The sequence below is a fragment of the Micromonospora sp. NPDC049662 genome (genome assembly GCF_040675055.1).
In the GTDB taxonomy this organism is placed as follows: domain Bacteria; phylum Actinomycetota; class Actinomycetes; order Mycobacteriales; family Micromonosporaceae; genus Micromonospora.
Genome location: NZ_JBFAOC010000063.1, coordinates 1 through 25,240, shown reverse-complemented (window position 1 = coordinate 25,240; position 25,240 = coordinate 1). Strand labels below are relative to the sequence as shown.

At 73.5% G+C, this 25,240-nt stretch carries 20 protein-coding genes and 1 pseudogene; 8 read left to right on the top strand and 13 right to left on the bottom strand.

The genetic code is table 11. The features are described from left to right. Window positions 1-24 precede the first annotated feature (24 nt). Window positions 25-1,419, bottom strand: a complete 1,395-nt coding sequence (locus tag AB0J36_RS29505; RefSeq protein WP_363661415.1) for an MFS transporter — start codon at window positions 1,417-1,419, stop codon at window positions 25-27. 32 nt (window positions 1,420-1,451) lie between these two features. Beyond that, a complete protein-coding gene (locus AB0J36_RS29500; protein ID WP_357134136.1) occupies window positions 1,452-1,766 on the bottom strand; it encodes an MGMT family protein in 315 nt (104 codons plus the stop codon). A 13-nt stretch (window positions 1,767-1,779) separates the two neighbouring features. Between AB0J36_RS29500 and proB the strand changes: the two genes are divergently transcribed. Together proB and AB0J36_RS29490 are read left to right on the top strand one after the other, a co-directional pair. Continuing rightward, window positions 1,780-2,937, top strand: coding sequence for a glutamate 5-kinase (gene proB / locus AB0J36_RS29495; RefSeq protein WP_357134138.1), 1,158 nt, complete (start codon window positions 1,780-1,782; stop codon window positions 2,935-2,937). A gap of 64 nt (window positions 2,938-3,001) precedes the next feature. Continuing rightward, window positions 3,002-4,243, top strand: coding sequence for a glutamate-5-semialdehyde dehydrogenase (locus AB0J36_RS29490; RefSeq protein WP_357134140.1), 1,242 nt, complete (start codon window positions 3,002-3,004; stop codon window positions 4,241-4,243). Here the strand turns inward: AB0J36_RS29490 and AB0J36_RS29485 are convergent. From AB0J36_RS29485 to AB0J36_RS29460, 6 genes and pseudogenes are all read right to left on the bottom strand, one after another. Further along, window positions 4,231-5,121 (bottom strand): prenyltransferase/squalene oxidase repeat-containing protein, encoded by an 891-nt coding sequence (locus AB0J36_RS29485; protein ID WP_357395800.1) that lies wholly within the window; start codon window positions 5,119-5,121, stop codon window positions 4,231-4,233. The two genes, AB0J36_RS29490 and AB0J36_RS29485, sit on opposite strands and share 13 nt — an antisense overlap. 106 nt (window positions 5,122-5,227) lie before the next feature. Next, window positions 5,228-6,476, bottom strand: a pseudogene (moeZ, locus tag AB0J36_RS29480) (adenylyltransferase/sulfurtransferase MoeZ). 41 nt (window positions 6,477-6,517) lie between these two features. Next, window positions 6,518-7,261, bottom strand: a complete 744-nt coding sequence (locus AB0J36_RS29475) for a DUF3152 domain-containing protein (protein WP_357134142.1) — start codon at window positions 7,259-7,261, stop codon at window positions 6,518-6,520. A 155-nt stretch (window positions 7,262-7,416) separates the two neighbouring features. Further along, window positions 7,417-8,256, bottom strand: coding sequence for a DUF3152 domain-containing protein (locus AB0J36_RS29470; RefSeq protein WP_357174301.1), 840 nt, complete (start codon window positions 8,254-8,256; stop codon window positions 7,417-7,419). A gap of 5 nt (window positions 8,257-8,261) precedes the next feature. Next, a complete protein-coding gene (locus AB0J36_RS29465) occupies window positions 8,262-9,236 on the bottom strand; it encodes an alpha/beta hydrolase (RefSeq protein WP_357174298.1) in 975 nt (324 codons plus the stop codon). Window positions 9,237-9,259: 23 nt separating this feature from the next. Then, window positions 9,260-12,718 carry a hypothetical protein gene (locus AB0J36_RS29460; protein ID WP_363661414.1) on the bottom strand — a complete coding sequence of 1,153 codons (3,459 nt, stop codon included), beginning with the start codon at window positions 12,716-12,718 and terminating at the stop codon, window positions 9,260-9,262. Between the two features lie 147 nt (window positions 12,719-12,865). Here AB0J36_RS29460 and AB0J36_RS29455 point away from each other — a divergent pair, with 147 nt between their 5' ends. Together AB0J36_RS29455 and AB0J36_RS29450 are read left to right on the top strand one after the other, a co-directional pair. Then, a complete protein-coding gene (locus AB0J36_RS29455; RefSeq protein ID WP_355053367.1) occupies window positions 12,866-13,504 on the top strand; it encodes a TetR/AcrR family transcriptional regulator in 639 nt (212 codons plus the stop codon). Window positions 13,505-13,568: 64 nt separating this feature from the next. Next, window positions 13,569-13,796 carry a DUF3107 domain-containing protein gene (locus AB0J36_RS29450; protein WP_179781071.1) on the top strand — a complete coding sequence of 76 codons (228 nt, stop codon included), beginning with the start codon at window positions 13,569-13,571 and terminating at the stop codon, window positions 13,794-13,796. Window positions 13,797-13,877: 81 nt separating this feature from the next. On the opposite strand, the gene AB0J36_RS29445 is transcribed toward AB0J36_RS29450, so the two are convergent. Next, the gene (locus tag AB0J36_RS29445) at window positions 13,878-14,519 is read right to left on the bottom strand and encodes a ferritin-like fold-containing protein (RefSeq protein ID WP_363661413.1); all 642 of its coding nucleotides are present in this window, start codon (window positions 14,517-14,519) and stop codon (window positions 13,878-13,880) included. Window positions 14,520-14,784: 265 nt separating this feature from the next. On the opposite strand from AB0J36_RS29445, the gene AB0J36_RS29440 reads away from it, so the two are divergent. Both AB0J36_RS29440 and AB0J36_RS29435 read left to right on the top strand, forming a co-directional pair. Continuing rightward, window positions 14,785-16,470, top strand: a complete 1,686-nt coding sequence (locus AB0J36_RS29440; RefSeq protein ID WP_363661412.1) for a DEAD/DEAH box helicase — start codon at window positions 14,785-14,787, stop codon at window positions 16,468-16,470. A 91-nt stretch (window positions 16,471-16,561) separates the two neighbouring features. After that, complete coding sequence (locus AB0J36_RS29435) at window positions 16,562-17,716, top strand: SAM-dependent methyltransferase (protein ID WP_363661411.1); 1,155 nt, start codon at window positions 16,562-16,564, stop codon at window positions 17,714-17,716. A 45-nt stretch (window positions 17,717-17,761) separates the two neighbouring features. Here AB0J36_RS29435 and AB0J36_RS29430 read toward each other — a convergent pair whose 3' ends face one another. Next, on the bottom strand, window positions 17,762-18,202 hold the full coding sequence (locus tag AB0J36_RS29430; RefSeq protein WP_357395699.1) for a hypothetical protein: 441 nt from the start codon (window positions 18,200-18,202) through the stop codon (window positions 17,762-17,764). A gap of 238 nt (window positions 18,203-18,440) precedes the next feature. Between AB0J36_RS29430 and AB0J36_RS29425 the strand changes: the two genes are divergently transcribed. Next, on the top strand, window positions 18,441-18,857 hold the full coding sequence (locus tag AB0J36_RS29425; RefSeq protein WP_355053372.1) for a helix-turn-helix domain-containing protein: 417 nt from the start codon (window positions 18,441-18,443) through the stop codon (window positions 18,855-18,857). A 93-nt stretch (window positions 18,858-18,950) separates the two neighbouring features. Here the strand turns inward: AB0J36_RS29425 and AB0J36_RS29420 are convergent, their stop codons facing one another. The 3 genes from AB0J36_RS29420 to AB0J36_RS29410 all read right to left on the bottom strand — a co-directional run bounded on the left by AB0J36_RS29420 (window position 18,951) and on the right by AB0J36_RS29410 (window position 24,166). Next, the gene (locus AB0J36_RS29420) at window positions 18,951-20,051 is read right to left on the bottom strand and encodes a hypothetical protein (protein ID WP_357395696.1); all 1,101 of its coding nucleotides are present in this window, start codon (window positions 20,049-20,051) and stop codon (window positions 18,951-18,953) included. A gap of 123 nt (window positions 20,052-20,174) precedes the next feature. Then, entirely contained in the window at window positions 20,175-22,313 is a 2,139-nt protein-coding gene (locus tag AB0J36_RS29415) for a DEAD/DEAH box helicase (protein ID WP_357395693.1), read from the bottom strand. 56 nt (window positions 22,314-22,369) lie between these two features. Continuing rightward, a complete protein-coding gene (locus AB0J36_RS29410) occupies window positions 22,370-24,166 on the bottom strand; it encodes a BTAD domain-containing putative transcriptional regulator (RefSeq protein ID WP_357395690.1) in 1,797 nt (598 codons plus the stop codon). A gap of 142 nt (window positions 24,167-24,308) precedes the next feature. Between AB0J36_RS29410 and AB0J36_RS29405 the strand changes: the two genes are divergently transcribed. Beyond that, a complete protein-coding gene (locus AB0J36_RS29405; RefSeq protein WP_363661410.1) occupies window positions 24,309-25,127 on the top strand; it encodes a hypothetical protein in 819 nt (272 codons plus the stop codon). Window positions 25,128-25,240: the final 113 nt, after the last annotated feature.

Here is a 25,240-nt window from a genome sequence, read left to right as displayed (position 1 = left end):
GTCATGGTGCCCTTCTAGTAACGGCTAACGGCTTTTGTCTCCCACCACAACTTCATGATCGACCCCGAGGGTGGGGGCAGGGGTGGGGAGGGTGTAGTGGCGGAGCAGGAGGATGGGGGGAGCTATCAGCAGGGCTGGGATCAGGGTGAAGCCGAGCAGGACGCCGAGCCTCGCCGTGTCGGACTGGGCGGCGGCGGTTCCGGTGTCGGAGGAGACGTAGCCGGAGACCTGCAGCACCAGGCCGTAGATGCCGGGGCCGAGCGCCAGGCCGAAGGTCTCCCCGGCGGTCCACAGGCCGGTGAAGACGCCCGCCTGCCGTCGACCGGTGCGTGCCGTCTCGTACGCGATGCAGTCGGGGAGCATGGCCAGCGCGAACACCTGTTGCCCGGCGTACCCGACGCCGAGCACCGCGACCACCAGGTAGACGGCGACCGACGGCAGCACCGGGGCGGCGACCAGGGCGAACGCCCCGGCGGCCAGGATCAGCCCGGCGACGACCAGGGCGGCCCGCTTGCCCAGCCGGGCGCCGACCCGGGCCCAGAGCGGCATCACCAGCAGCGCCGGCCCGACGAAACAGGCGAAGAGCAGCGTCGGCCCGTTCCGGTCGTCGCGCAGGATCTGCCCCGCGAAGTAGTTGACCCCGGCGAGGATGGTCGCCACCCCCACGGACTGCACCAGAAAGCAGATCAGCAGCGCCCGGAACGGCCGGTTGGCCCCGGCCACGGCGAGCTGCGCACGCAGCGTCGGTTCGCTGACGTCGACCACACCAGCGGGTGCGGACCGGGTGCCGAGAAACGCGCCGAGCGCGCCGACGCCGATGAGCGCCGCCACGAACAGGCCCATCCAGCGGTGTCCGGGCACGCCGTCGCCGCCGGCCGTCACCACCAACGGGGCGACCGCGCCGGAGATCAGGATGGCCAGCGCCAGCACAGCGATCCGCCAGGTCATCAGCCGGGTGCGTTCGGTGTGGTCGTCGGTCATCTCGGCGGGCATCGCCATGTACGGCACCTGGAAGAAAGCGAACGCGGTGGCCGTGGCCAGGAAGGCGAGCGCCACGTACGTCGCGGCGGCCGGCCCCTTGTCGAACGGCGCCGCGAAGATGGCCGCGAAGAGCGCGGCGAGCGCGAGACCGGCGACGAGCAGGTACGGGCGGCGTGCGCCCCAGCGTGACCGGGTGCGATCGGAGATCCGGCCGGCGACCGGGTTCACCAGCACGTCCCACGCCTTCGGCAGCAGCACCAGCAGGGCGGCCACCCCGGCGGCGACGCCGAGCGTGTCGGTCAGGTAGGGCAGCAACAGCAGGCCGGGCACGGTGCCGAACGCGCCGGTGGCCAGCGAGCCCAGCGCGTATCCGACGTGCACCGGTCGGGGCAGCCGTCCGGTGGCGGGCAGGCCGGCAGCACCCGGCGGCTGGTTCATGGGGCCGAATGTTACTCACGTTATGGCGGGGGTCACATCCCCTCCCCGGGCGACCAACCCGCCGCCGCGATGTCCACCCCCGCGCCGCGCAACGGCGTCCCTTCGGCCCGCAGCCGGGCCCGCGCCTCGCGCTCGTGCCCCGGTGGCAACCGGCCGCCCGCGGTCACCACCCGATGCCAGGGCACCGAGCCACCGTGCCGGGCCATGATGGCGCCCACCAGGCGCGCGGAGGAGCGACCCGAGCGTTCGGCCAGCGCGTCGGCGACCGCGCCGTACGACATCACCCGGCCCTCGGGAATCCGCTCCACGAGGTCCAGCACGGCCTCGACGTACTCGTCAGGAGTCACAATCCGCCACCATATGGGAACGCCACCGGGCCACGCGGGCGTGACCACGCAGAATGGGCGGGTGCGCGACGCAGTCACGGCCGCTCGGCGGATCGTCGTCAAGATCGGGTCCTCCTCGTTGACCACCGCCACCGGCGGTCTCGCCGACGAGCGGGTCGACGCGCTCGTCGACACCCTGGGCCGGCTCGGCGCCGAGGGACGCGAGGTCGTGCTGGTCTCCTCCGGCGCGATCGCCGCCGGCCTCGCCCCGCTCGGTCTGACCCGACGTCCGCGCGACCTGGCCACCCAGCAGGCCGCCGCCAGCGTCGGCCAGGGCCTGCTGATCGGCAGGTACGCGGCCAGCTTCGCCCGGCACGACCGCACCGTCGGGCAGGTGCTGCTCACCGTCGACGACGTGACCCGGCGGGCGCACTACCGCAACGCGTACCGCACCCTGCGCAAACTCCTCGACCTGCGGGCCGTGCCGATCGTCAACGAGAACGACACGGTCGCCACCGAGGAGATCCGGTTCGGCGACAACGACCGGTTGGCCGCCCTGGTGGCCGCCCTGGTGCACGCCGACCTGCTGGTGCTCCTCTCCGACGTGGACGCGCTCTGGACCGGCGACCCGACCCGTCCACAGTCGGTGCGGATCGCCGAGGTCCGTAACGAGGAGGACCTCGCCGGAATCTCCATCGGCGGCGCCGGCCGGTCCGGCGTCGGCACCGGCGGCATGGTGACAAAGGTCGAGGCGGCCCGGATCGCCACCGGCTTCGGCATCCCCGTGGTGCTCACCTCCGCCGACCTGGCCGCCCCGGCGCTGGCCGGCGAGCCGGTCGGCACGCTGTTCCACCCGCAGCGGCAACGGCCGACGGCCCGGCTGTTCTGGCTGGCCCATGCCACCTCGCCCCGGGGACGCCTGCACCTGGACCCGGGCGCGGTGGCCGCCGTCGTGGAGCGGCGCAAGTCGCTGCTGCCGGCCGGCATCACCGCCGTGGACGGCACCTTCACCGCTGGCGACCCCGTGGACCTGGTCGACGACGCCGGTGCGCCGGTAGCCCGTGGCCTGGTCAACTACGACGCGGTGGAGCTGCCCGGCCTACTCGGCCGTTCCACCTCCGAACTCGCCGCGGCGCTCGGCCCGGCGTACGAACGGGAGGTCGTCCACCGCGACGACCTCGTACTGCTGTAAGCAAGGGCACCTTGTTAACGCCTAGCGTTGTACAAGGGGCCCTTCCTAACGCGAGGAGTGACCGATGAGCGTCGTCGAGCAGGCGAAGCGGGCGCGGGACGCCGCTGCCGAACTGGCCGTGGCCACCCGTACCGTCAAGGATGCCGCGCTGGTCGCGATGGCCGACGCGCTGGTGACGCGTACCCCGGAGATCCTCGCCGCCAACGAGGCGGACCTGGCGGCCGGGCGCGAAGCCGGGCTGAGCGCGGCCGTGCTGGACCGGCTCGCCCTCGACGAGGGCCGGGTGGCCGGCATCGCCGGAGCGCTGCGTGAGATGGCCGCGCTGCCCGACCCGGTCGGCGAGGTGGTCCGCGGATCGACCCTGCCCAACGGGCTGGAACTGCGCCAGATCCGGGTGCCGTTCGGGGTGGTCGGCATCATCTACGAGGCGCGGCCCAACGTAACGGTGGACGCCGCCGGGATCTGCCTCAAGTCCGGTAACGCGGCGCTGCTGCGCGGGTCGTCGTCGGCCGCGCACTCGAACGCCGCGCTGGTAGCGGTGCTGCGCGACGCGGTCGCCGGGGCCGGTCTGCCGGCGGACGCGGTGCAGTTGCTCGACGCCAGTTCGCGCGACTCGGTCAAGGAGCTGATGCGGGCTCGCGGGCTGGTCGACGTGCTCATCCCGCGCGGTGGCGCGTCGCTGATCCGCACCGTGGTCGAGGAGTCGACAGTGCCGGTGATCGAGACCGGGGTGGGCAACTGCCACGTCTACGTCGACGCCGCCGCCGACCTGGGCAAGGCCGTCGCGGTGACGTTGAACGCCAAGACGCAGCGCCTGTCCACCTGCAACACCGCCGAGTCGCTGCTGGTGCACGTGGACGTCGCCGACGCGTTCCTACCGCCGATGCTGGCCGCGTTCGCTGAGGCCGGCGTGACCGTGCACGGCTCCCCCGAGGTGGTCGCCCACTCGGCGGCCGTCGTCCCGGCCACCGAGGAGGACCACGCCACGGAGTACCTGTCGGCCGACATCTCGGTGGCGGTGGTCGACTCGCTGGACGCGGCGGTCGCGCACATCCGCCGCTTCGGCACCGGACACACCGAGGCGATCATCACCGACTCGACGACCGCCGCCCGCGAGTTCGTCGCCCGGGTGGACGCGGCGGCGGTGATGGTGAACGCGTCGACCCGGTTCACCGACGGGGGCGAGTTCGGCTTCGGCGCGGAGATCGGCATCTCCACGCAGAAGCTGCACGCCCGGGGGCCGATGGGCCTGCCCGAGTTGACCAGCACCAAGTACGTCGTCACCGGCGACGGTCACGTGCGCTGATCGCCCGGCCGGCAGGCCCGGATCGCGGACAGCGTGGAGTGCACGTCGAACTGGTGACCGTCGTCGCTCTCCCACCCACCGTCGCTGCGCTGGGTCTCGCCGAGCCGCCGCAGGGCGCGCACCATGACCCAGTCGTGGGAGTCGATGCCGACGCGGCGCAGCGTGGCCGCCAGCCATGCCACGTCGCCCGTTGACATCGTGGCCATCCGTTCGGCGAGCACCACCTGGATCCGCGCCGACTCCTGGAACATGTCCTGGCGGTGCAGTACTGCCGCGCTCAGCCAGCCGGCGGCGAGGAACGACGGCCAGGTCCCGTCCGGGCGCAGCCGCGCGACGATCGACTGCGCCGCGGCCTGCACCACACCGGCGTACGCCCCACCGACCCGGTGATCGAGCGGACCTGAGGCGCGGGCGTCCAGGCCGGCGACGGTGAGCCAGAAGCCGGCGTTGGCGGTGAGGAAGAGTTTGGCCTCGGGGTCACCGGGTCGGGCCCACTCGGGCGCCGAGCCGGCCAGGGAGAGGTCCTCGTCCCAACCGCCGTCGGGCTGCTGCCGAGACGCCAACCAGTCGAGCGCCCGGCGGGCGGCGGGACGACCCAGCGCACCGAGGTCGTCCAGCTCGCCGAGCCGGAAACAGGTGGCGTCGACCGAGGCCACCTCACCGCCCCAGGTCGCCGGCCAGCCGCCGTCGGGTGACTGGCCGACCTCGGCCGCGTCCAACAGCTCCGGCGGGGCGGGCGTGCCGTTGCGCAGCCAGGAGAGGCGGGCGCGTTCCACCGCGTCCCCGTGCGCCACGACGAACCCGATCGCGGCTTCCAAGTCGACCACGGCGGAGACGCTACCTGCGCAGACACGATCCCGCCTCGGGGAATCGGCCAGCCGGAAATGGCTGCGTCGCTCGGTGCGCGGGTCTGGTCGGAGCTATCTGCGTCGATTGACGCGACGGGTCGGAGCCGGGACGACAGGGCCGCCCCGGCTTCACCGGTCAGTACGCGGGCAGCGACGGGTCGATCTGCTTGATCCAGGAGAGCACGCCGCCCTGCACGTGGACGGCGTCCTTGAAGCCGGCGGCCTTGAGCGCGGCCAGCGCCTCCGCGGAGCGGACGCCGGACTTGCAGTGCAGCACGATCTGCTTGTCCTGCGGCAGCTTCGCGAGGGCCTCACCGGAGATGATGTCGCCCTTGGGGATCAGGGTGGCGCCGGGAATCCGCACGATCTCGTACTCGGCCGGCTCCCGCACGTCGACGAGGAAAATGTCCTTGCCGGCGTCCTGCCACTCCTTGAGCTCCAGGGCGGTGATGGTCGAGTCGAGCGTCGCCTCCTGGGCCTCGACCGAGACCGCGCCGCAGAAGTCCTCGTAGTCTTCCAGCAGGTCGGTGACGGTCGGGTTCTCGCCGCAGAGCACGCAGTTCGGGTCCTTCCGAACCTTGATCTTGCGGTACTCCATCTCCAGGGCGTCGTAGACCATGAGCCGGCCCACCAGCGGCTCGCCGATGCCGGTGAGCAGCTTGATCGCCTCGTTCACCTGGATCGACCCGATCGACGCGCAGAGCACGCCGAGCACGCCACCCTCGGCGCAGGAGGGGACCATGCCGGGCGGCGGCGGCTCCGGGTAGAGGCAGCGGTAGCAGGGGCCGTGCTCGGCCCAGAACACCGACGCCTGCCCGTCGAACCGGTAGATCGAACCCCAGACGTACGGCTTGCCGAGCAGCACCGCGGCGTCGTTGACCATGTAGCGGGTGGCGAAGTTGTCGGTGCCGTCGACGATCAGGTCGTACTGGGCGAAGATCTCGCGGACGTTCTCCCGGTCCAACGCGGTGTTGTGGATCTCCACGTTGACCAGCGGGTTGATCTCGCGGATCGACGCGGCGGCGGACTCGGCCTTCGAGCGGCCGACATCGGACACGCCGTGGATGACCTGGCGCTGGAGGTTGGACTCGTCGACGGTGTCGAAGTCGATGATGCCGAGCGTGCCGACCCCGGCAGCGGCCAGGTACAACAGGGCCGGCGAGCCGAGGCCACCGGCGCCGACACAGAGCACCCGGGCGTTCTTCAGCCGCTTCTGACCGGCCACCCCGACGTCCGGGATGATCAGGTGGCGTGAGTAGCGGCGGATCTCGTCAACGGTCAGCTCGCCGGCGGGCTCGACGAGCGGGGGCAACGACACGGTGGACTCCCCGGGATCGGCGGTGTGAACCGCGCCATTGTTGCTCGCCGGGGCCCCGCTCGGCCATGAGGGAGGACACGTGGTCCGCGATGCGGGAGCGGGAATAACTCAGGGGATGGCGTCGCCGGCGTAGCGACGGCCGTCGAGGTAGGGCCAGGCGTTGGCCACGCAGCCCTCCAGCCCGTACGTCTGCTGCTGCATCACCGGGGCGGGCTCGCCCGGACCGGGGCACGCCTCGTGCTCGGCACCGAGCTCGTGGCCGACCTCGTGGTTGATCACGTAGGTGCGGTACGTCTCCAGCGGTGCGCCGTAGTCGGGCACCGCCTCCTGCCAGCGGGCCAGGTTGATGATCACCCGGCCGGGTAGCCGGCAGGACGTGTAGCGCTCGGTGGACAGGCCGCCCTCGGCGCACATCCGCTCTGACGTGACCGGGGTGGCGAGGTAGATGGTGAAGTCGGCGGCCCGGGCGTCGGCGACCCGCTGCACGCGCAGCTCGCCGGAGGCGATCCAGCTGCGCGGGTCGGCCAGCACCTCGTCGACCCGCGCCGCGAACGTGCCGGCGTCCTGGCCGCTGTCGCGCTCGACCACGACGCGGTACCGGCGCAGCGGTCCGTCCTCGCCGTGCACCGCGGTTTCGGAGTCGGCGGCGGTGAACCGTCCCGCGCCGACCGACGGGTAGTCGCTGGGCGCCGGATGGGCCTCCCCGCCGCCCACGCCCATGCCGCCCGGTGTCGGGATGGGCGGCGCGTCGGCCGGCGGCTCACCGCCACCCGCCACGGTCACGCCGATGGCGCCGGCGGTGGCGAGGACGAGCACACCGAGCAGCAGAGTGCGCCGTCGGCGACGGCGCATTCGCACGAGACTGGGACGCGCGCCCTCGTACGCCGACCCTGCCGGCGGGTCGGGCGGCTCGGGCGGGCCGTAAGGGGACGACGGCGTCATGACGCCAAGCCTGCCAGATTATTCGGGCAATTCTCCGCTTTTGGCTGCTATTGCCGCAATACGTCTCAGAGTGCCGGCCCGGCGTAGCGCCGACCGTCGACGTACGGCCACGGATTGGCCCGGCACCCGTTGAGGAAGAGGGTCTGCTGCATCATCACCGGCGCCGGACGCCCCGAGCCCGGGCAGCGCTCGTGATGGTGCCCGAGCTGGTGACCGACCTCGTGGTTGACCACGTACGTCCGGTACACCGACAGCGGCACGCGCGCCGAGACGTAGTGCGGCACCGACAACCGCCACCGGTCCAGGTTGACGATCACCTGACCGGGCGCGCGGCAGGAGGTGTACGGCCGCCCGTCGATCCGGATGTCCACCCCACCCGCGGCGCACATCCGGCCCGCCGTACGGGCCGTCGCCAGGTAGACGGTGAAGTCCCGGGGAGCGTCCCCCGGCACCTGCTGCAACCGCAGCCGACCGCTGTCGACCCAGCTGCCCGGTCCGGTGAGCGCCACCTGGACGGCCTGCGCGAACGCGGCCACGTCCTCGTCGCTGCCCGACTCGACCGCCACCCGGTAACGACGCAGCTCACCCGCGCGGCCCAGGACCGGGCCGGAGCGGTCGTCGTGTTCGAAGCGGCCCGTCCCGGCGCTCGGGACCGCTCCGGGCATCCGCAGCACCGGCGACGCGCTCGGCGACGCCGCCACCGTGGCGCTCGGCGACGGGCTCACCGACCCCGGCAGCGGCCTCGCCACCAGCGGCGGGGCGGCGGCCTCCTCGGCGGTCAGCCGGTCGGACGGCTCGCCCCGCTCCTCGGCGACCACGGTCACTGCCGCGCCGATCGCCAGCACCACCGCCACCAACTGGGCGATCAGCGCGAAGCGTCGATGACGGTGAGCGGACCTGAACATTCCGGTCAGCCTGCCAGATCGGACGGCCGGACGGCGTCCCCCTTTTCGGTGAGCAGACCCACCACCGCGCGGGCGACCAGCCGGGGCACCTCGAGCTGCGCCACGTGGCCGACCCCGTCGAGCATCAACAGGCGGCTGTCCGGGATGGCCCGTGCGGTCTGCGGCGCGACCCGGACGTCGACCAGCCGGTCCTGCCGACCCCCCACCACGAGCGTCGGCGCGCGGACCGCCCCGGCGAGCCGCCACAGCGACCCGGACCCCGGCAGGTACGCCCGCAGGAAGCTGGAGACCAGACCCCGGAACGTCCGGACGTACGCGGCCGCGTAGTGCGCCGCCTCGTACCGCACCCGGATCTCCTCCAACGCCTCCTCCCGGCGCTGCACACAGATGCGGCTCAGATCGGCGACACACGCCTCAAGCACCTGCTCGGCCATGATCTCCGGGGCGAGCTGGGTCAACCGCCGGGCGACCAGCCGCTCACCCCCCGGAATGGCCAGCACCGGCAGCATCCTGCCCTGCAACGACCGTCGGAAATCCAGGAACGGCAGCGCCGGAGAGATCAGGGTGAGGGTGCGGACCAGGTCCGGCCGCAGCCCCGCCACCTGGACCGAGACCGCGCCGCCCAGCGAGTTGCCGAACAGGTGCACCGGTCCCCGACCGGAGTGCTCGATCCACCTGATGACCAGGTCGGCGAAGGCCGGAATCGTGTAGCGCCGTCCCGGCTCGCTGCGACCGAACCCGGGCAGGTCGATGGCCTGGCCGTCCAACCGGTCGGTGAGCAGCCCGGCCAGGTCGGTCCAGTTCTGCGACGAGCCGCCGAGCCCGTGCACGAACAGCGCCGGCTCCGCGTCCGCGCTCGTCGCGGGGGTGTCCCGCACGTACAGGACCTGGCCGTCGAGGCGCACCTCCCGGCCCGGCCACGGTGGCGGCACACCGGCGTCGGCAAGGAGATGGTCCGGCCAGAGGGTGGCACGCTTCATCCCTCCAGTCTGCCTCGCACCATTCAGGAGAGTAGTGCCTCCAGCCGGCGGTTGACCGCCGCCAGCGTGGCTCGGACCACCGCCTGCCGCGGATCGCCGGCCACCAGAGCCGAGCCGGCGAGCTGCTCGACCCAGCCGTCGCAGACCAGCAGCACCACCACGGTGGCCACCTCGCAGTTGCCGAACGGCACCACCGCCGCGTGCTCGACGAAGCAGCGGCCACGCTCGGCGTTCTCGGTGCCGCGCAGCAGCTCGTCGACGGCCGCGGCGGCGGCCACCGCGCAGAGCCGCAGCACGTAGCCGTCCACCGCCGGCCCGGTCGCGTACCCGGCCGCGGTGCCGTCGCCGGCGAGCAGCCGTACCTCCACATTGGCGTCCAGGCCGAAGGTGCTGACCTGCACGTGGTCGATGACCACGCGCGGCCCCGGCGCGCCGCCGGTGTCCAGCGGGCGGGAGGGCGCCGACTCCGTCGTGGTCACCTGACCACCGGAGTACGACGTACCGAGCGTCGCCGGGCTGCCGGTGGCTCCGCCGGCGGGCACACCCGAGACCGAGCCGGGCTCCTCGACCGTGGCGCGGCCCCGGTGCGGGGCGCCCGTCCGCCGCCGGGGCGCGGCGTCCAGGGCGGTCCGCTGCTCGGGGCTCGTCGGCGCGGCCGCCGCCGGGCTGCCGCCCTCGGCGATACGCGTCTCCGCGACGTTGTTGCGTGGCTCGGCGGGACGGGCCTCGGCGGGTCGCGCGTTGGCGGGTTTCGCGCCACCCGAGCGGGGCTCGGCAGGTCGTGTCTCGGCGGCGCGGCGGCGTACCGGTGGGGGCGGCGTGGTAGGCAGGCCGGGCACGTTCTGCGGTGCGGCGGCGAGGCCCATCCGTTCCTGGAGCAGCCGGGCGACCTGTCGGCTCACCTCGGCCGGATCCGCGCCGTCGGCCAGGTCCAGCCGGAGGCTGTGCGCACCCGCCGGGGTACGACGCAGCGCCGCGTCCCGGACACCGGCTACCTCCCGGACGGCGTCCAGGATGGCGTTGACGTCGAATCCCTCGGGACGTTCCCGCAACGGAGCGGGCTCGTCGTCACGGCGCAGGTGGGTGGCGATGCGCGCGAGTTCGGGGGTTTCGGCGGGTGGTTCCACGGCTGGCGGCTCCGGCACGACGGGCACGTCCGGTTGCGCGGGGACGCGCTGCGGCAGTACCGCCGGCGTGTCGGGCCGTCGACCGCTGGCGGCGGCGTCGGCCGGCGACGCCGGTTCCGGGGCGGATCGGCGGGCCGCGTAGGAAGCGGCGGACGCGGATGGCCGGTCGTGTCGCCCCGACCCGGCGGTCGCCGAGGCCGGACCGGTTGCCGTCGGGGCGGTGGGGGCCGGCCCGACGGTCGATGGGTCGGGTGGCTCGGGGCTCGCCGGCCGAAGCCGGAACGGCCCGGTTGGTCGGACCGGCTGGGCCGCCTCGCCCGCGTCGCTGCCACGAGCGGGGCTCGCCGGCCGGCTGGCCGGCCAGGACGGACGATCGCCCGGCGAGGCCGCCGGGATGCGCCCCTCGGACCAGTCCGGTCGTTCGGCGGCCGCGTTCGCCACGGGTGTCGGCGAGTTTCCTGCCCAGGACGGACGCTCGGCCGCCGGACGGACGGGCGTCGTCGGTGACGGCGTGCTCTGCGACGGCGCATCCACCACCGTCGCCGGTGGGCCGGCGGGCGCCGGTGGCGGGTCGACCGGCGCTGGCGGGTCCACCGGCGCGGGGCCGGCCCAGGTTGGGCGCGCGGGCGTGCCGTCGGAGGCCTGAGCACCGGCCCAGGACGGGCGGGACGCCCCGAAGCTGGTCGGAGCCGGGTCCGGCTCGCCGGCCCACGAGGGACGCGGCGGCGGGAGGGCCGATGCCGGACCGGCCCAGGACGGACGGTCAGCAGCCGGCGGACCGCTGGTCGGCTCCACCTGAGCGGCGCTGGTCGGCACGGGACTCCCGGCCCAGGACGGACGCTCGGCAGCCGGCGGACCGCTGGTCGGCACGGAACCGCCACCCCACGACGGACGCTCGGCAGCCGGCGGACCGCTGGTCGGCACGGAACCCCCGCCCCACGACGGACGCTCGGCAGCCGGCGGACCGCTGGTCGGCACGGAACCCCCGCCCCACGACGGACGCTCGGCAGCCGCCGACGCGGCGGGCGCGGGCGCACCGGGCCCGCTGGTCGGGGTGGGGTCCGAGGCATTCGCGCGGGGTGGCGGGTCGGTCGACACGCCGCTCGATATCGGCGCGGCCCAGGACGGACGAGGCACGGCGGGCGTACCGGCCGGCTCGGATGTCGGCCCGCCGGCCCAGGCCGGGCGCTCGGTCGGCTCGGAGCGGGGGGCCTCCGGCGGCACGCTGGCCGGGGTCGTGGCCGGACGTTCGCCGGCCCAGGACGGGCGCGACGGCCGGCCGCGATCGGAGGCCGCCTCCGCCTCGGTGGCGATGTCGTACGCGCGGGGGGGCTCGGCGGCCAGTGGCTCATACGGACGCGTCGGCTCGGCCCGCACCGGCTCGTACGGCACGCTCGGCTCGGCGACCCAACCCGGCGCGGACTCGTCCCGCGTCGGCTGGTCGGACGGTTCGCCGTCCTGCCGGGACCAGGGTGGCGCCCACCCGCTGCCCCAGCTCGGGCGGTTCCAGCTGGGCCCGGACCAGTCCGGCTCGACGGAGGAGGGCTCGCCCACGCGCCGGGGGTCGGCGGCGGGGCGTTCCGGCTCGGACTCGTCGCCGCGCCCCGACCCGGCCGACGACTCCGGCGCGAGCGCTTCCCGGCGGGCGCGCGACCCGGCCTCCCGGTCGTCGGCGGTCGAGCGGTCGCCGGTCGGCGCGTGGAGTCCGGGTGGTACCTCGAAGCCCGAGGCGGCCGTGCCGACGGGCGGCACCTGGATGGGCGCGGTGCCGGGCACACCGGGTTCGGCCCAGCGGGCGGCACGCGGCGCGGTGGGGTCGGCGGTCAGGTGCCGGGCACTACCGCTGTCGGCCTCCCCCGACCCCTGGTCGGCGGGGGGCGCGGGGCGCTGGGCGGGCACCGCCAGGCGGCCGGCGCCCAGGTCGGGCCGGTCTTCGGCGGTCCGTCCGGGTGGCGCGCTGACCGGTGTCTGCCGACCGGACGACGCACCCACACCGTTGATCTCGGCGTCCCCGTGGTGGGCGCCGTCGGGCACGCCGTCACCCTCGGCCTCGGCCTGGTGGACGCCGTTCAGGTGGTGGCCGTTGACCCGGGCCGGCCGTTCGGCGGCGCCGGGCAGCCCGGGCAGAGGCGCGGGCAGGTCACCGTGCCTCGTCGAGGTGCTGCGCCAGCCGGACGCAGGGTCGGGCTGCCATCGTGGCGCCTGCTCCCCGGCCGCTTCGCTCTCGCCGGACGGTGACCACCCGCCCGTCGAGGGCGCCCACCCGTTGCCGGAACGACCCGGGTCGTCGTGCTGACCCGCTCCGTCACCGTGCTCTCCCGGGGTGGCGGCTCCGGGTTGCCCTGTTTCACTCACCGCGCGCTCCTTGGTCGCCCTCGCTGAGGCTACCGTGTGGGGAGAGTGGCGATAAGTTACAGCGGCGGGCCAATTCCACGACGCGGTCGGGGGCCGCCCCGGTCTGGGGGGAAAATGGCGGCTCGTACGAAGAACTCGGAGGATCCCATGACGGCTGTGGGGAACGGCGCACAGACCGCTGGCAGGCCGACGCGCCTGCCCCGCTCCGCGCGTCGTAAGCAGCTGCTCGCGGCGGCCCAGGAGGTGTTCGTCGCGCAGGGCTACCACGCTGCGGCGATGGACGACATCGCCGAGCGGGCCGGGGTCTCCAAGCCGGTGCTCTACCAACACTTCCCCGGGAAGATGGACCTCTACCTGGCGCTGTTGGACACCCACTGTGACGCCATCGTCGCTCAGGTGCAGGAGGCGATGCGGGGGACCAGCGACAACAAGGAACGGGTCAGCGCGTCGGTCCGGGCGTACTTCGACTTCGTCGATCACGAGAGCGAGGCGTTCCGCCTCGTCTTCGAGTCGGACCTGCGTAACGACCCGGCGGTACGGCAGCGGGTGGAGCGGGTCGAGCAGGGCTGCATCGCGGCGATCACCGACACCATCATCTCCGACACGGGCGTGAGCCGGTCGCATGCCGAGTTGCTCGCCTCCGGGCTGGTCGGCGCGGCGGAGACGGCCGCACAGTTCTGGCTGGCCGGCGGCCGACAGGTGCCGAAGGCCGAAGCTGAGGCGTTGGTGGCCGCGCTGTCGTGGCGGGGCATCGCGAGCTTCCCGCTGCAAGGTGAGTCAGCCTGACCGCCGGGCCCGTGATCGGATAGCCTTCGCAGGGCGGTTCTCTCGCCCCAGTTGAGGAGGCACAGTGGAGGTCAAGATCGGCGTGCAGTACGCGCCACGCGAGCTGGTAGTGGACAGCGCGCAGTCGCCGGCCGAGATCGAGCAGATCGTGACCGACGCCTTCGCCGGTAACGGCGGCACGCTCTCCCTGACCGACGAGAAGGGCCGGCGGGTCATCGTTCCGGTCGAGAAGGTCGCCTACGTCGAGATCGCCGAGGCGTCGCCCCGGGCGGTCGGTTTCACCGTCCGCTGACCGGTCCGGCCGTCGCGGCAGGTCGGCGTCGCGCCACCTGCCGCGGGCCGGTACCGCGTGAACGCGCCCGACCAGTGGCGCTCAGTTGTTCAGTCCGACGGTGGCCATTCGCGCGGTGTGCGCGGCGGTGAGCCGCGCGAAGAGTTCCGGCACGTCGATCCGCTCGGCCTGCGTGATCAGTACGGTGAGCGTGGCGCGTTCGGCGGCGACGCGGCCGGCTTGGGACAGGGCCTCGCCCACCAGTCGCCGGGCCCACATGGAGAGCCGGCCGGCCACCCGTGGGTCGTCGGCGACGGCCAGCCGGATCTCGGCGGCGGCGAATTCCGCGTACCGGGAGTCGTGCAGCACGTCGAGCACCAGCGCCCGGTCGGGTCCGTCCAGCGCGTGGCCGATCTCCCTGATGAAGTCGTCGGTGATGGTGTCGCCCACGTACGCCTTGGTGACGGCCTCGGCCCAGTCCCGCGGCTCGGTGGAGTCGTGGTACGCCTGCAACGGCCGCACGTAGGGCGCCATCGCCTCCTCCGGCGGCACACCGAGCGCGGCGAGCCGGTCGGCGAGCCGGCGGTAGTTGTCGATCTCGGCCGCGGCCATCTGGTCCAGCTCGACGCGGCGGCGCAGGTCCGGCGCGAGTCGCGCGTCGGCGGCCATGCGTTCGAAGGCGAGCAGTTCACCGAAGGCGACCAGGCCGAGCAGGTCGGGGACGGCGGAACCGGCGGTGGACACGAGCGCAGGCTACCGCGTGTGACGCAGTTCACATTCAGTCCCCCCGCGTGGCGGCTGGCCGGCCGGGAATCGGGACGTGAGCTTGCCTGTTCGGGTAGCATAGAGCAGTTGCCGCGGGCGCCGATCTGATCGAAGTCCAGCCTGCGGTGCGCGTGCGGCCCGGTCTGGCTCGGCAGTCTGCCCCCGACCGTGTGGCCCGCGTCATACCGACCGCGCCCTGAGGACATGACGGGGCGCACCCACGAGAGGGCACCCCCACATCCACATGAGCGAGCTGACTCAAGATCTGATGGACGGCCAGGAACTGGCCCCCACCGCCCCGGTCCGACCGGAGGCACCCACCTTCGCCGCCCTCGGCGCCCGCGACGAGACCGTCGAGGCGCTGGCCGCGGCCGGCATCACCCGCGCGTTCGCCATTCAGGAGTACGCGATCCCGATCGCGCTGCGCGGCGTCGACCTCATCGGCCAGGCGCCCACCGGTACCGGCAAGACCCTCGGCTTCGGCGTGCCGCTGCTGGAGCGGGTCTTCGCGCCGAGCGAGGGTGGCGACGGCGTCCCCCAGGCGCTTGTCGTCGTCCCGACCCGTGAGCTGGGCATCCAGGTCGCCAAGGACCTGGCCGCCGCCGGCCGGACGCGCGGCGTCCGGGTGCTGCCGATCTACGGCGGCGTGGCGTACGAGCCGCAGATCGACGCGCTGCGCAAGGGCGTCGAGATCCTCGTCGGCACGCCGGGTCGACTGATGGACCTGCAGAAGCAGAAGCACCTCCGTCTCGACCGGGTACGCGCGCTCGTCCTGGACGAGGCCGACCGCATGCTCGACCTGGGCTTCCTCGACGACGTCGAGAAGATCCTGGCGATGCTTCCGGAAGACCGGCAGACGATGCTCTTCTCGGCGACCATGCCGGACCCGATCGTCACCCTGTCCCGGCGCTTCCTGCGCCAGCCGATGACGATCCACGCCGGGCACACCGCCGAGACCGGGCCGTCGCCGCAGACCCAGCAACTGGTCTACCGCACCCACTCGATGAACAAGGTCGAGGTGGTGGCCCGCATCCTGCAGGCCGAGGGTCGTGGGCTGACCATGATCTTCACGCGTACCAAGCGGGCCGCCGACCGGGTCGCCGAGGATCTCGACTTCCGTGGGTTCGCGGTCGCCGCGGTGCACGGTGACCTCGGCCAGGGTGCCCGGGAGCGGGCCCTGCGGGCCTTCCGCGCCGGCAAGATCGACATCCTGGTCGCCACCGACGTCGCGGCCCGGGGCCTGGACGTCACCGGCGTCACCCACGTCATCAACTACGACTGCCCGGAAGACCAGGACACCTACACCCACCGCATCGGTCGTACCGGTCGGGCCGGGGCGACCGGCGTCGCGGTGACCTTCGTCGACTGGGACGACATGCCGCGCTGGCGGATCATCGACAAGACCCTCGGTCTGGAGATGCCCGAGCCGCCGGAGACGTACCACACCTCCCCGCACCTCTACACCGACCTGCACATCTCGACCGAGGTCAGCGGCACGCTGCCCACGGCCGAGCGGACGCGCGCCGGGCTGTCCGCCGAGATCGAGGAAGACCTCGGCGGCACCACCCGCTCGCGCCGGGGCGACAGCGCTGGCCGGGGCGGCCGGCGCGGTGAGGTTCGTGGCGAGGCCCGGGGCGAGCGCCGTGGTCGGGGCGACGGTCGCCGCGACCGCGCCGACGCCGGCACGCCGGCCGCCGAAGCACCTGCGGACGCCGCTGGCGATGAGGCCACCCGCACCCCGCGCCGCCGGCGTCGCCGCCGGGCCGGCGAGGCGGTGACCGGTGAGCCGACCGCGGTGATCACGGCCGACGCGGCGCCGGCCAAGTCCGTCGACGCCGCCGAGGGCGAGGCCGCCAAGCCCCGCCGCCGCCGACGCCGTCGTGGTGGCGGTTCCGGCGAGGGTACGCCGGCCGAGGCGACCGCGGACTGACGCAGCGAGATCCATCCGACATCCCCCGCCCCGCCTCACGCGGTGCGGGGGATGTTCCCTTCTTCCCACCCCACCTGCTGAAGTTGGAACGATGCCGCAACCACTTGACGCTGCCCTGACCGAGGTTCGGGCGCTGCTGCTCGACCCCGCGCTGACCCGGGCGGTCGCCGCGGGACGCCGTCGCGGCCGTCGCCCCACCGTCGAGCGGGCCGAACTGCGGCCGGTGACGCTCAAGGCCGGGCCCCGACTTCAGGTCACCACCTCCGACGGCGTACGCCCGTACACCCGCAATGTCGCTCCCGGTCCCGAGGCCGACGCGGCGGTCGACGAGCTCCTGGCCGAGCCCTTCGGCAACTGGCACGTGGAGACCGCCGACGCGACCCTCCAGCTCCGGGTGACCAAGTCCGGCGAGGCGCAGGTACACCGCGCGGCGACCGCCCGACCGGCGACGACACCGGCTGGGAACGACCGGGCGAAGGAGTACCTGCTCGATCCCGGCGACCCGATCTTCGCCGAGATCGGCGGCTCGGCGGCGAAACGACGGCAGGTCGACGCGTTCCTGCGGGCCCTGGCCGCGACCCTGCCCGACGACCTGACCGGTCCGCTGCGGGTGGTCGACCTCGGCTGCGGCAACGCCTACCTGACGTTCGCCGCCTACCGCTACCTGACGGGCCGGGGGCTCGATGTCGAGCTGGTCGGCGTGGACGTCCGGGAGGACCAGCGCCGGCGCAACACCGAGCTGGCGCAGCGACTGGGCTGGGCCGACAAGGTCAGCTTCGTCGCCGGCACGATCGCCGAGGCCGTCGTCGAACCCGCCCCGGACCTGGTGCTGGCGCTGCACGCCTGCGACACCGCCACCGACGAGGCGCTGGCCCGCGCGGTGCGCTGGCAGGCCCGCTGGGTACTCGCCGCGCCCTGCTGTCACCACGACCTCGCCAAGCAGCTGCGCGGGCAGCCCACCCCGGCGCCGTACGAGTTGCTGACCCGGCAGGGCATCCTGCGCGAGCGCTTCGCCGACGTGCTCACCGACGCGCTGCGCGCCGGGTTGCTGCGGACGCACGGTTACCGGGCCGAGGTGGTGGAGTTCGTCGACTCCCAGCACACCCCCCGCAACCTGCTGATCCGCGCCCGCCACACCGGTGTCGCGGACCCACGGCACACGGAGTACCGCGAGCTGGTCGACCAGTGGCAGGTCACGCCCCGGCTGGAGGTCCTGCTGGCCGGCGACACGGGGTCCGCCAGCTAGGTTCGCGGGCTGGACCTGCCGCAGGCCCGGGACTTCGCAGCGGCGTCAGCGTCGGCGGTCGGCGTTGCCGCCCCGGTCCCGGCTGCCGGATCGGTCGAAGACCGCCACCCGGTCCCCGCCGTTGCGCGTCGGGCGGTCGTCGTCCACCGGGCTGCTCGGGAAGGGCACCACCTTCCCCGAGCTCTCGGCGTTGCCGGCGGCCGTGAACGCGTTCCAGGAGATGTCGACGAGCAGCTTCTTCGTCTCGGCGTGCCGGACGGCCGCGTTCTGCTGTAGCGCCATCCGGGCGCCCAGCACCACGGCGACCAGCGTGGTGGTGATCGCGCCGGTGGCGGCCAGCACGTGGGCACCGGTCGCCGCGTCGGTGCGGAGCACCAGGACCAGCAGCCAGATCCAGCACCCGGCGGCGAAGACGCCGGCCTTGACGACGAAGAAGAGGCTCACCGCACCAGGCTGGTACGGCTGCGGACGGCGCGATTCGGCCATGGTGCTCCTCGGCGGTGGTCCGGGCGAACGCGGCAGGCGCGCGTGCGCCATGCCGGGACGGGCACCGAGCTTAGTAGAAGAACGATGATGATCGCTCGGTACCGGTCCGAATACTGCCCGAGGTGGAGTCTCATCCGTGGGACAGTTTGTGCGGTCAGTCAGTGGTTTCCGATCCTCGGCGTACTACGCTCGGAGGCGCATCTTCCCAGTGCTCGGCCGGGAGGGAAAGACATACCGGATGGGTTCCGCAGACGTAACACCGCAGATGGCCTTCGCCCGCTTCGTCCGGCGGGCCATCGACGACGCCCGCGAAGAGCGCGGGTGGACCGTGACCGATCTCGCCGCGCACACGGGCGTGGGCCGCTCCACCGTGTTCCGTTGGCTCGCCGGTGACTGGCAGGACTATCCGGAACTGGCGAAGGTACGCGGCTTCTGTGCCGCTCTGGATCTGCCGGTGGCGGCCGCGTTCCGGGCCCTCGGACTGCCCGACGCGGGCCCGACGCCCCGACGCCGCAGCGACGACGGCCCGGTCGACGCCGACGTCCGCGCCATCCTGGACCGGCTGGCCGACCCCACCGTCCCGGCCGAGGAGAAGCACCACATCCGCGACCTCCTCCGCTACCTGGCCCGCCGCCCCACCCGCCGAGCCGGCTAACCCCCACCCGATCCCCACGTTGATCATGACGTTATTGCCACGCCACGCCGGCGAATGGCAACACGTCATGATCAACGCAGCGCGGGAGGGGGGTTAGGGGATGGTCAGGGTTAGTTCGGCGGTGTGGACCTTGGTGGCTACCTGGAAGTCCAGGTAGAGGCGGTAACGGCCGGGGTTGGGGATGGTCAGCCAGAACTTGACCTGACCGTCGGCCAACTCCGGTTCGGGATGCACGTGCAGGTAGCCGAGGTCGCCTTCGCGCAGCGCCACCAGGTGCCCGTACGCGCCGAGGTAGCGCTCCAGGGCCGCGCCACCGCTCGGACCGTCGATCCGGAAGGTCAGCGGCACCGTCACCCCGGCCTGCGGACTGCCCTGGTAGCCGACCGTGAACCCGTCAACCGTCGTCGAGGTGGCCGGCGCGGGCAACGGACGTGGCTGGTACGCGCCCGGCACCACCAGGTCCACGCCGAGGGTCACGGCGCTCTGGCCGCCGTTGTCGGCGACCACGGTGAAGTCCGCGTACGCCCGCCAGACGCCGGGCTGCGGGAGGGTCACCGGCACCGACCAGATGCCGTCCGGCGTCATGGTCGGGTGCAGGTGCTGGTAGCCGGTCAGGTCCCGGCGTACCACGATGACGTGCATCGGCTTGTCGTGCACGACGGCGAAGCGGGTAACCGGTCGACGTTGCGCGTCGCGTACCTCGAAGCGCAGTTGCCCGGTGCGGCCGACGGAAAATTCGGTGCCCAGTGGCACGAGCGTGTATCCGCCCGAGCTGACCGACAGACCGCCCGGCTCGGTAGCAGCGCCCTGGCCGGCGCCCGTGACGGATCCGTGGTCGTGGGCCGCGGTGCCCGCCGGGTGGGTGTGGTCGGGGGTGAGCGCCGTACCGCCGGTGGTGCCGCCGCCGAGGCCGGTGCCGCCGTTGACGTTGGTGCCGCCGTTCAGGCGACCGAGGCCGAAGCCGAGCAGGACGGCGAGCACCAGACCACCCACCACCAGCGCCAACCGGACCGTGCTCCGGTCGGCCGCACCGGCAACCCCCGGAGCCGAGACGGCCGACAACGCCTCGCCCGCCCGGCCGGAGGCGACAGGGCTCCCCTCCGACGGGGGCCCGCCAGCCCGGTCGGCGGCGACGGCGCTCCCGTCCGACGGGGGCGCGCCCGCCTGGTCAGGCACCGCCGGCGTCCAGCTCATCCCGACACCGTACCGCCGTGCCCGGTCGGTTCCGGTCGACGCCGGGGCAGCGTGGCGGCCGTCGCAATCCGCCCGGCCCGGGAACTTTCCGCCCGCCGCCGTTGACCGGCGCTCGCGGACGACTCAACCGGCCACGGCGAGCGCGAGCGGGAGCACGTCGGGAGCGCCGGCCCGCCGGAGTTCCCGGGCGAGGATCGCCATCGTCCAGCCCGAGTCGACCAGGTCGTCGACGAGCAGCACCGGCCCGTCCAGCGCGGCCAGCGCATCGGCAAGTTCGGGCGGTACGGAGAAGGCGTCGTGCAGCGCGCGTACCCGCTGGGCGCTGTTGCCGCGCGGCCCGCCGGGGCCGTCCGGGCCGGTCGCGGTGACCGCGCCGAGCAGCGGCAGCCGGCCCACGGCGGCGATCCGCTCCGCCAGGGAGCCGACCAACCGGGGCCGCCGGCGGGACGAGACGGCGACCACCGCCACCGGCCGGCGGGGCCACGGGTCGTCGCCGTGCGCCCAGGCCTTCAGCACCTCGACCACCGCGCCGGCCACGTCGTCGGGCACCGGCGCGTCGGGCGACTCCGGGCCGACCAGGTCCCGCAGCCGACCACCCCACCCCAGGTCGGAGAGGCGGCCGACCGCGCGGCCGGGCAGCGCCTGGTCCGCCGGGGCGATCCGGCCCTTGAGGGGTACGCCCACCGCGTCCAACCCGGTCGGCCAGAGCTTCTTGGGCGCGATCTGGACGCCGGGCCGGCCCAGGAACGTCTGCGCGGCGGCGAGCGCGGCCGTCGACACGTCCGCCGCGAACAGCGGGCCGGCACACCTGTCGCACCGGCCGCAGTCGGTCGCCCCGGTGTCGTCCAGGCGCTCCCGTAGGTATCGCATCCGGCAGTCGCCCGTCGACGCGTACTCCCGCATGGCCTCTTGTTCGACGGTGCGCGCCTGGGCGACGCGGCGCAACCGGGCCTCGTCGTAGACCCAGGGCTCGCCGGTGGCGAGCCAGCCACCGCGCACCCGGCGGACCGCGCCGTCCACGTCGAGCACCTTGAGCATCAGCTCCAGGCGGGCCCGGCGCAGGTCGACGAGGGGTTCGAGGGCCTGGGTGGAGAGCGGCCGGTCGGTGTGCAGGGCGGCCAGCACCGCCCGGACCTGCTGCTCCGGCGGGAACGCCAGCGAGGCGAAGTAGCGCCAGATGGCGGCGTCCTCGACGCCGGGCAGCAGCAGCACCTCGGCGTGTTCGACGGCGCGGCCGGCACGGCCGACCTGCTGGTAGTACGCGATCGGCGACGGCGGCGCGCCGAGGTGGACGACGAAGCCCAGGTCGGGTTTGTCGAAGCCCATGCCGAGCGCGCTGGTGGCGACCAACGCCTTGATCTTGTTGTCGAGCAGGTCCTGTTCGGCGGCGCGCCGGTCGGCGTCCTCGGCCTGGCCGGTGTACGACGCCACCGGGTAGCCCCGCGAGCGCAGGAACTCGGTGGTCTCCCCCGCCGCCGCGACGGTCAGCGTGTAGACGATGCCGGAGCCGGGCAACTCGTCCAGGTGGTCGGCGAGCCACGCCAGTCGGTGCGCCGGACTGGGCAGGTCGAGCACGCCGAGCCGCAGCGACTCGCGGTCCAGCGTCCCGCGCAGGACGAGCGCGTCACCCAACTGCTCGGCGACGTCCTGGGTGACCCGCGTATTGGCGGTGGCCGTGGTGGCCAGCACCGGCGTGCGCTCGGGTAGTTCGGCCAGGAAGGTACGCAGCCGCCGGTAGTCCGGCCGGAAGTCGTGCCCCCAGTCGGAGACGCAGTGCGCCTCGTCGACCACCAGCAGACCGGTCGTCGCGGCCAACTTCGGCAGCACGCCGTCGCGGAAGTCCGGGTTGTTGAGGCGTTCCGGACTGATCAACAGGACGTCGACGGCCCCGGCCTGGATCTCGGCGGTGATCTCGTCCCACTCGTCGAGGTTGGCCGAGTTGATCGTGCGGGCCCGGATGCCGGCGCGGGCCGCCGCCTCCACCTGGTTACGCATGAGAGCCAGCAGCGGCGACACGATGACGGTCGGGCCGTGCTCGCCGCTCCCGCCACCCTGCCCGCTGTCGCGCAGCAGCGCGGTGGCCACGAAGTAGACCGCCGACTTGCCCCAACCGGTGCGCTGCACGCACAGCACCCGACGCCGGTCGACGACCAACGCCTCGATGGCCCGCCACTGGTCCTCGCGCAGCCGGGCGTGCTCACCGGCCAGCCGGCGCAGCACCGCCTCGGCCCGCTCCCGTACCGCCGCCCGCTCGTCGCCCATCCGGCATTTCTACCAGCGTCGTACGTCAGAACCCCGGCCCGCGCGGGAGGCGCCGGTCACGATCCGCGCGTTCGCGCCTCATCGGGCCGGGACGCCGGGGGCAGAAAGAGCAACAGGTCGCGCAGCGGCTCGGTCGCGCTGGGAGGCAGCAGGCAGCGCGACGCGAACTCTTCCATCGAGGCGTACGGGCCGCGCAGCCAGCGGTCCACCACGATCTGCCGGCCCTGCTCGGCCGTCAGACCGGGCAGGGCCGTGAGCACCTGCTCCGGGACCCCGTTGACGTCGACCAGACCGCCGTCGTCGAAGGTGCCGGGCAGGTCGGGTCGCCCGAGTCCCAACTCGGCACGGGCCGCCGGGTAGTGGTAGAGCAGGTAGCGGGCGTGCTCCCGGCGGATGCGCCGCTCCTCGTCGGCGCGACCGCGGGCACTGTCCGGTCGTCCGGTGATCGCCGCCCAGAGTCCACGGCTGAGCAGCACCACGTGCACGGCCCCGGCGAGCCAGGTGATGAGGGCCAGGCCGAGGAAGGTCACCGCCTGCGGTCCGGGCACCTCGGCTTCCGGACTCTCGACGTCGAGCATGACCACCTCGACGACGAGCAGTGCCAGGTAACCGAGGCCCGCGAGCGCGAGCCGCCAACTCCGCCGCCACCCCGCGTAGGCCAGGATCACCAGCCAGGTCAGGCAGCCGAACGAGAGCAGGACGAGCACCGTCCCGAGGATCGTCACCGTCCTGCTCGCCCAACGCGGCGTCTCCCGCCGAGCGGGCTTCGTGGGGGCCGCCGGAGGTGGCAGGGGCATGAACGCGGGGGGAGGCGGCACAGACAGGGCGGACGGCGATGCCGGGCCCGGCGGGGAGGGGATGAGACCGACGGGGGCGACCACCGACGTTGCCGGTCCGGGCAGGGTGGCCGCCGGCCGCGAAGCCTCCGGTCCGGGCACCGGGGCTGCCGGCTGCGGTGTCTCCGGTGCGGCGGTGCGCTGCGCCTGTGGTTGGACGGTGCGCTGCGGGCCCGGTGCGGGGGTGCGCTGCACCTCTGGTTCGGCGTGGCGCTGCGCCTGAGGATCGGCGGTGTGTGGGGTCGCTGCCAGGGTCGGGTCGGAGCGCAGGATCCGCCGGTGCAGTTCCTGCAACGCCTCACCCGGCTCGATGCCGTACTCCTCGCGGAGCAGGTCGCCGAACTCCCGGTAGGCGGCGAGCGCCTCCGCCTGCCGCCCGCTGCGATACAGCGCGAGCACGAGTTGGTGTCGCAGCCGTTCCCGGACGGGGAACTCGGCCACCAACTCCACCAGCTCACCGATCGTCTCGCGGTGCCGTCCGAGGTCCAGCGTCAACTCGGACCGGGTCTCCAACGCCACGGCGCGTAACTCCACCAGCCGCTGCCGGGCCGCCTCGAAGATCGGCCCAGCGAAGCCGGTGAACGGCTCCCCCTGCCACAGGTCCAGGGCGGCGGCCAGTTCGGCGAGCGCCTCGTCCGTACGCCCGCTCGTGTGTCGCTGGCGGACGGCCTGTACGCCCCGTTCGAAGCGGACCGCGTCGACCGCCTCGGGGTCCACCCGCAGCGAATAGCCGGCATCGGTCAGGCTGAGCACCTGTCCCGGCGTACGGGGAGACCGGTCCGGTTCCAGCACCCGGCGCAGCCCGGCCACGTACTTCTGCACGACGTTGGGACCGTTCGCGGGCGGGTCCTCCGGCCAGACCGCGTCGACAATCTGCCCGGTGGACACCGGGCGGCCGGCGGCGAGCAGCAGTACGGCGAGCACCGCCCGCTGCTTGGCCGGACCGAGGTCGATTTCCCGGTCGGCGTACCAGGCCCGCTGAGGCCCGAGAATCTCGAAACGCAGTTGGCCTGACATGCGCGTTCTCGCTCCTGACACCCCCGGGACCGCCGGACGGCAGTGCCCGGCAGCCGGACGGCAGCATATCGGCAGCCGAACCGCCGTGCCGGCCGGCAGCATCGTCGTCGGCAGAAGCCACGCAACGAGAAAGAGACAAGCGATGACACAGGCAACGGGCACCGCCGGCACCATCCGACGGACGGTCGGTACGGTCGCCGCCGTGCTGGCCGCGACCACCCTGCTCGCGGGTTGCGGAGCGGCAAGCGAACCCACCGCGACGCCACCGAAGAGCCCGTCCGCCAGCCCGAGCGTCAGTCCGAAGGACGCGCTCCTCGCCGCCGTCCCGGACGGCACCGAGGGGGCGTTCCGGTTCAGCGGCAAGGACGCGTCGAGCACGATCGACGGTCGGATCGACCCGGCGTCCGAGGGATTCGAAATCAACATGGTCATGCCGCCGGACGACGGCGTCGTGGTGAAGATGTCGTTCCTGGTGATCAAGGACCAGAACTGGGTGAAGGCGAAGTTCAGTGGCCGTCCCGGCCTGCCGAAGTTCCCCGACAAGTGGATGAAGCTGGACCGCGCGAAGCTGACCGACGCCGCGAGCATCCCGACGTTCGACGGTGTGGACCAGGGCAACGCGGGTCCGCTGATCCAGGCGGCCACCGAGGTGCAGGAGAAGAGCCCCGGCCAGTACGTCGGTTTCATCGACGTGAGCGCCGGGGAGGCGGCGAAGGCGCTGGAGGACGGCGAGGCGGCGGCCCTCGGCGAGGCGGGCAAGAAGGTGCCGTTCACGGCCGTGGTCGGTGCGGACAAGCACCTGGCGTCGCTGACGCTCAAGATGCCGGCCGCCGGTAAGACCAAGGCGTACGACTACGTCGTCAAGTACGCCGACTACGGCAGCGCGCCGAAGATCACCGCGCCGACCGGCGCCGCCGCCGTGAAGGCACCGGCAATGGCGTACGACCTACTGAACGGCTGATCCACAACGGGCGGCGGCCACACGGGGGGCCGCCACCCCACCCTGTCCCCCTCCCCCACCCCCACCCCCAACCCTGTTGATCAAGAGGTTCGCGTCAGGATCCGGCCGGATTC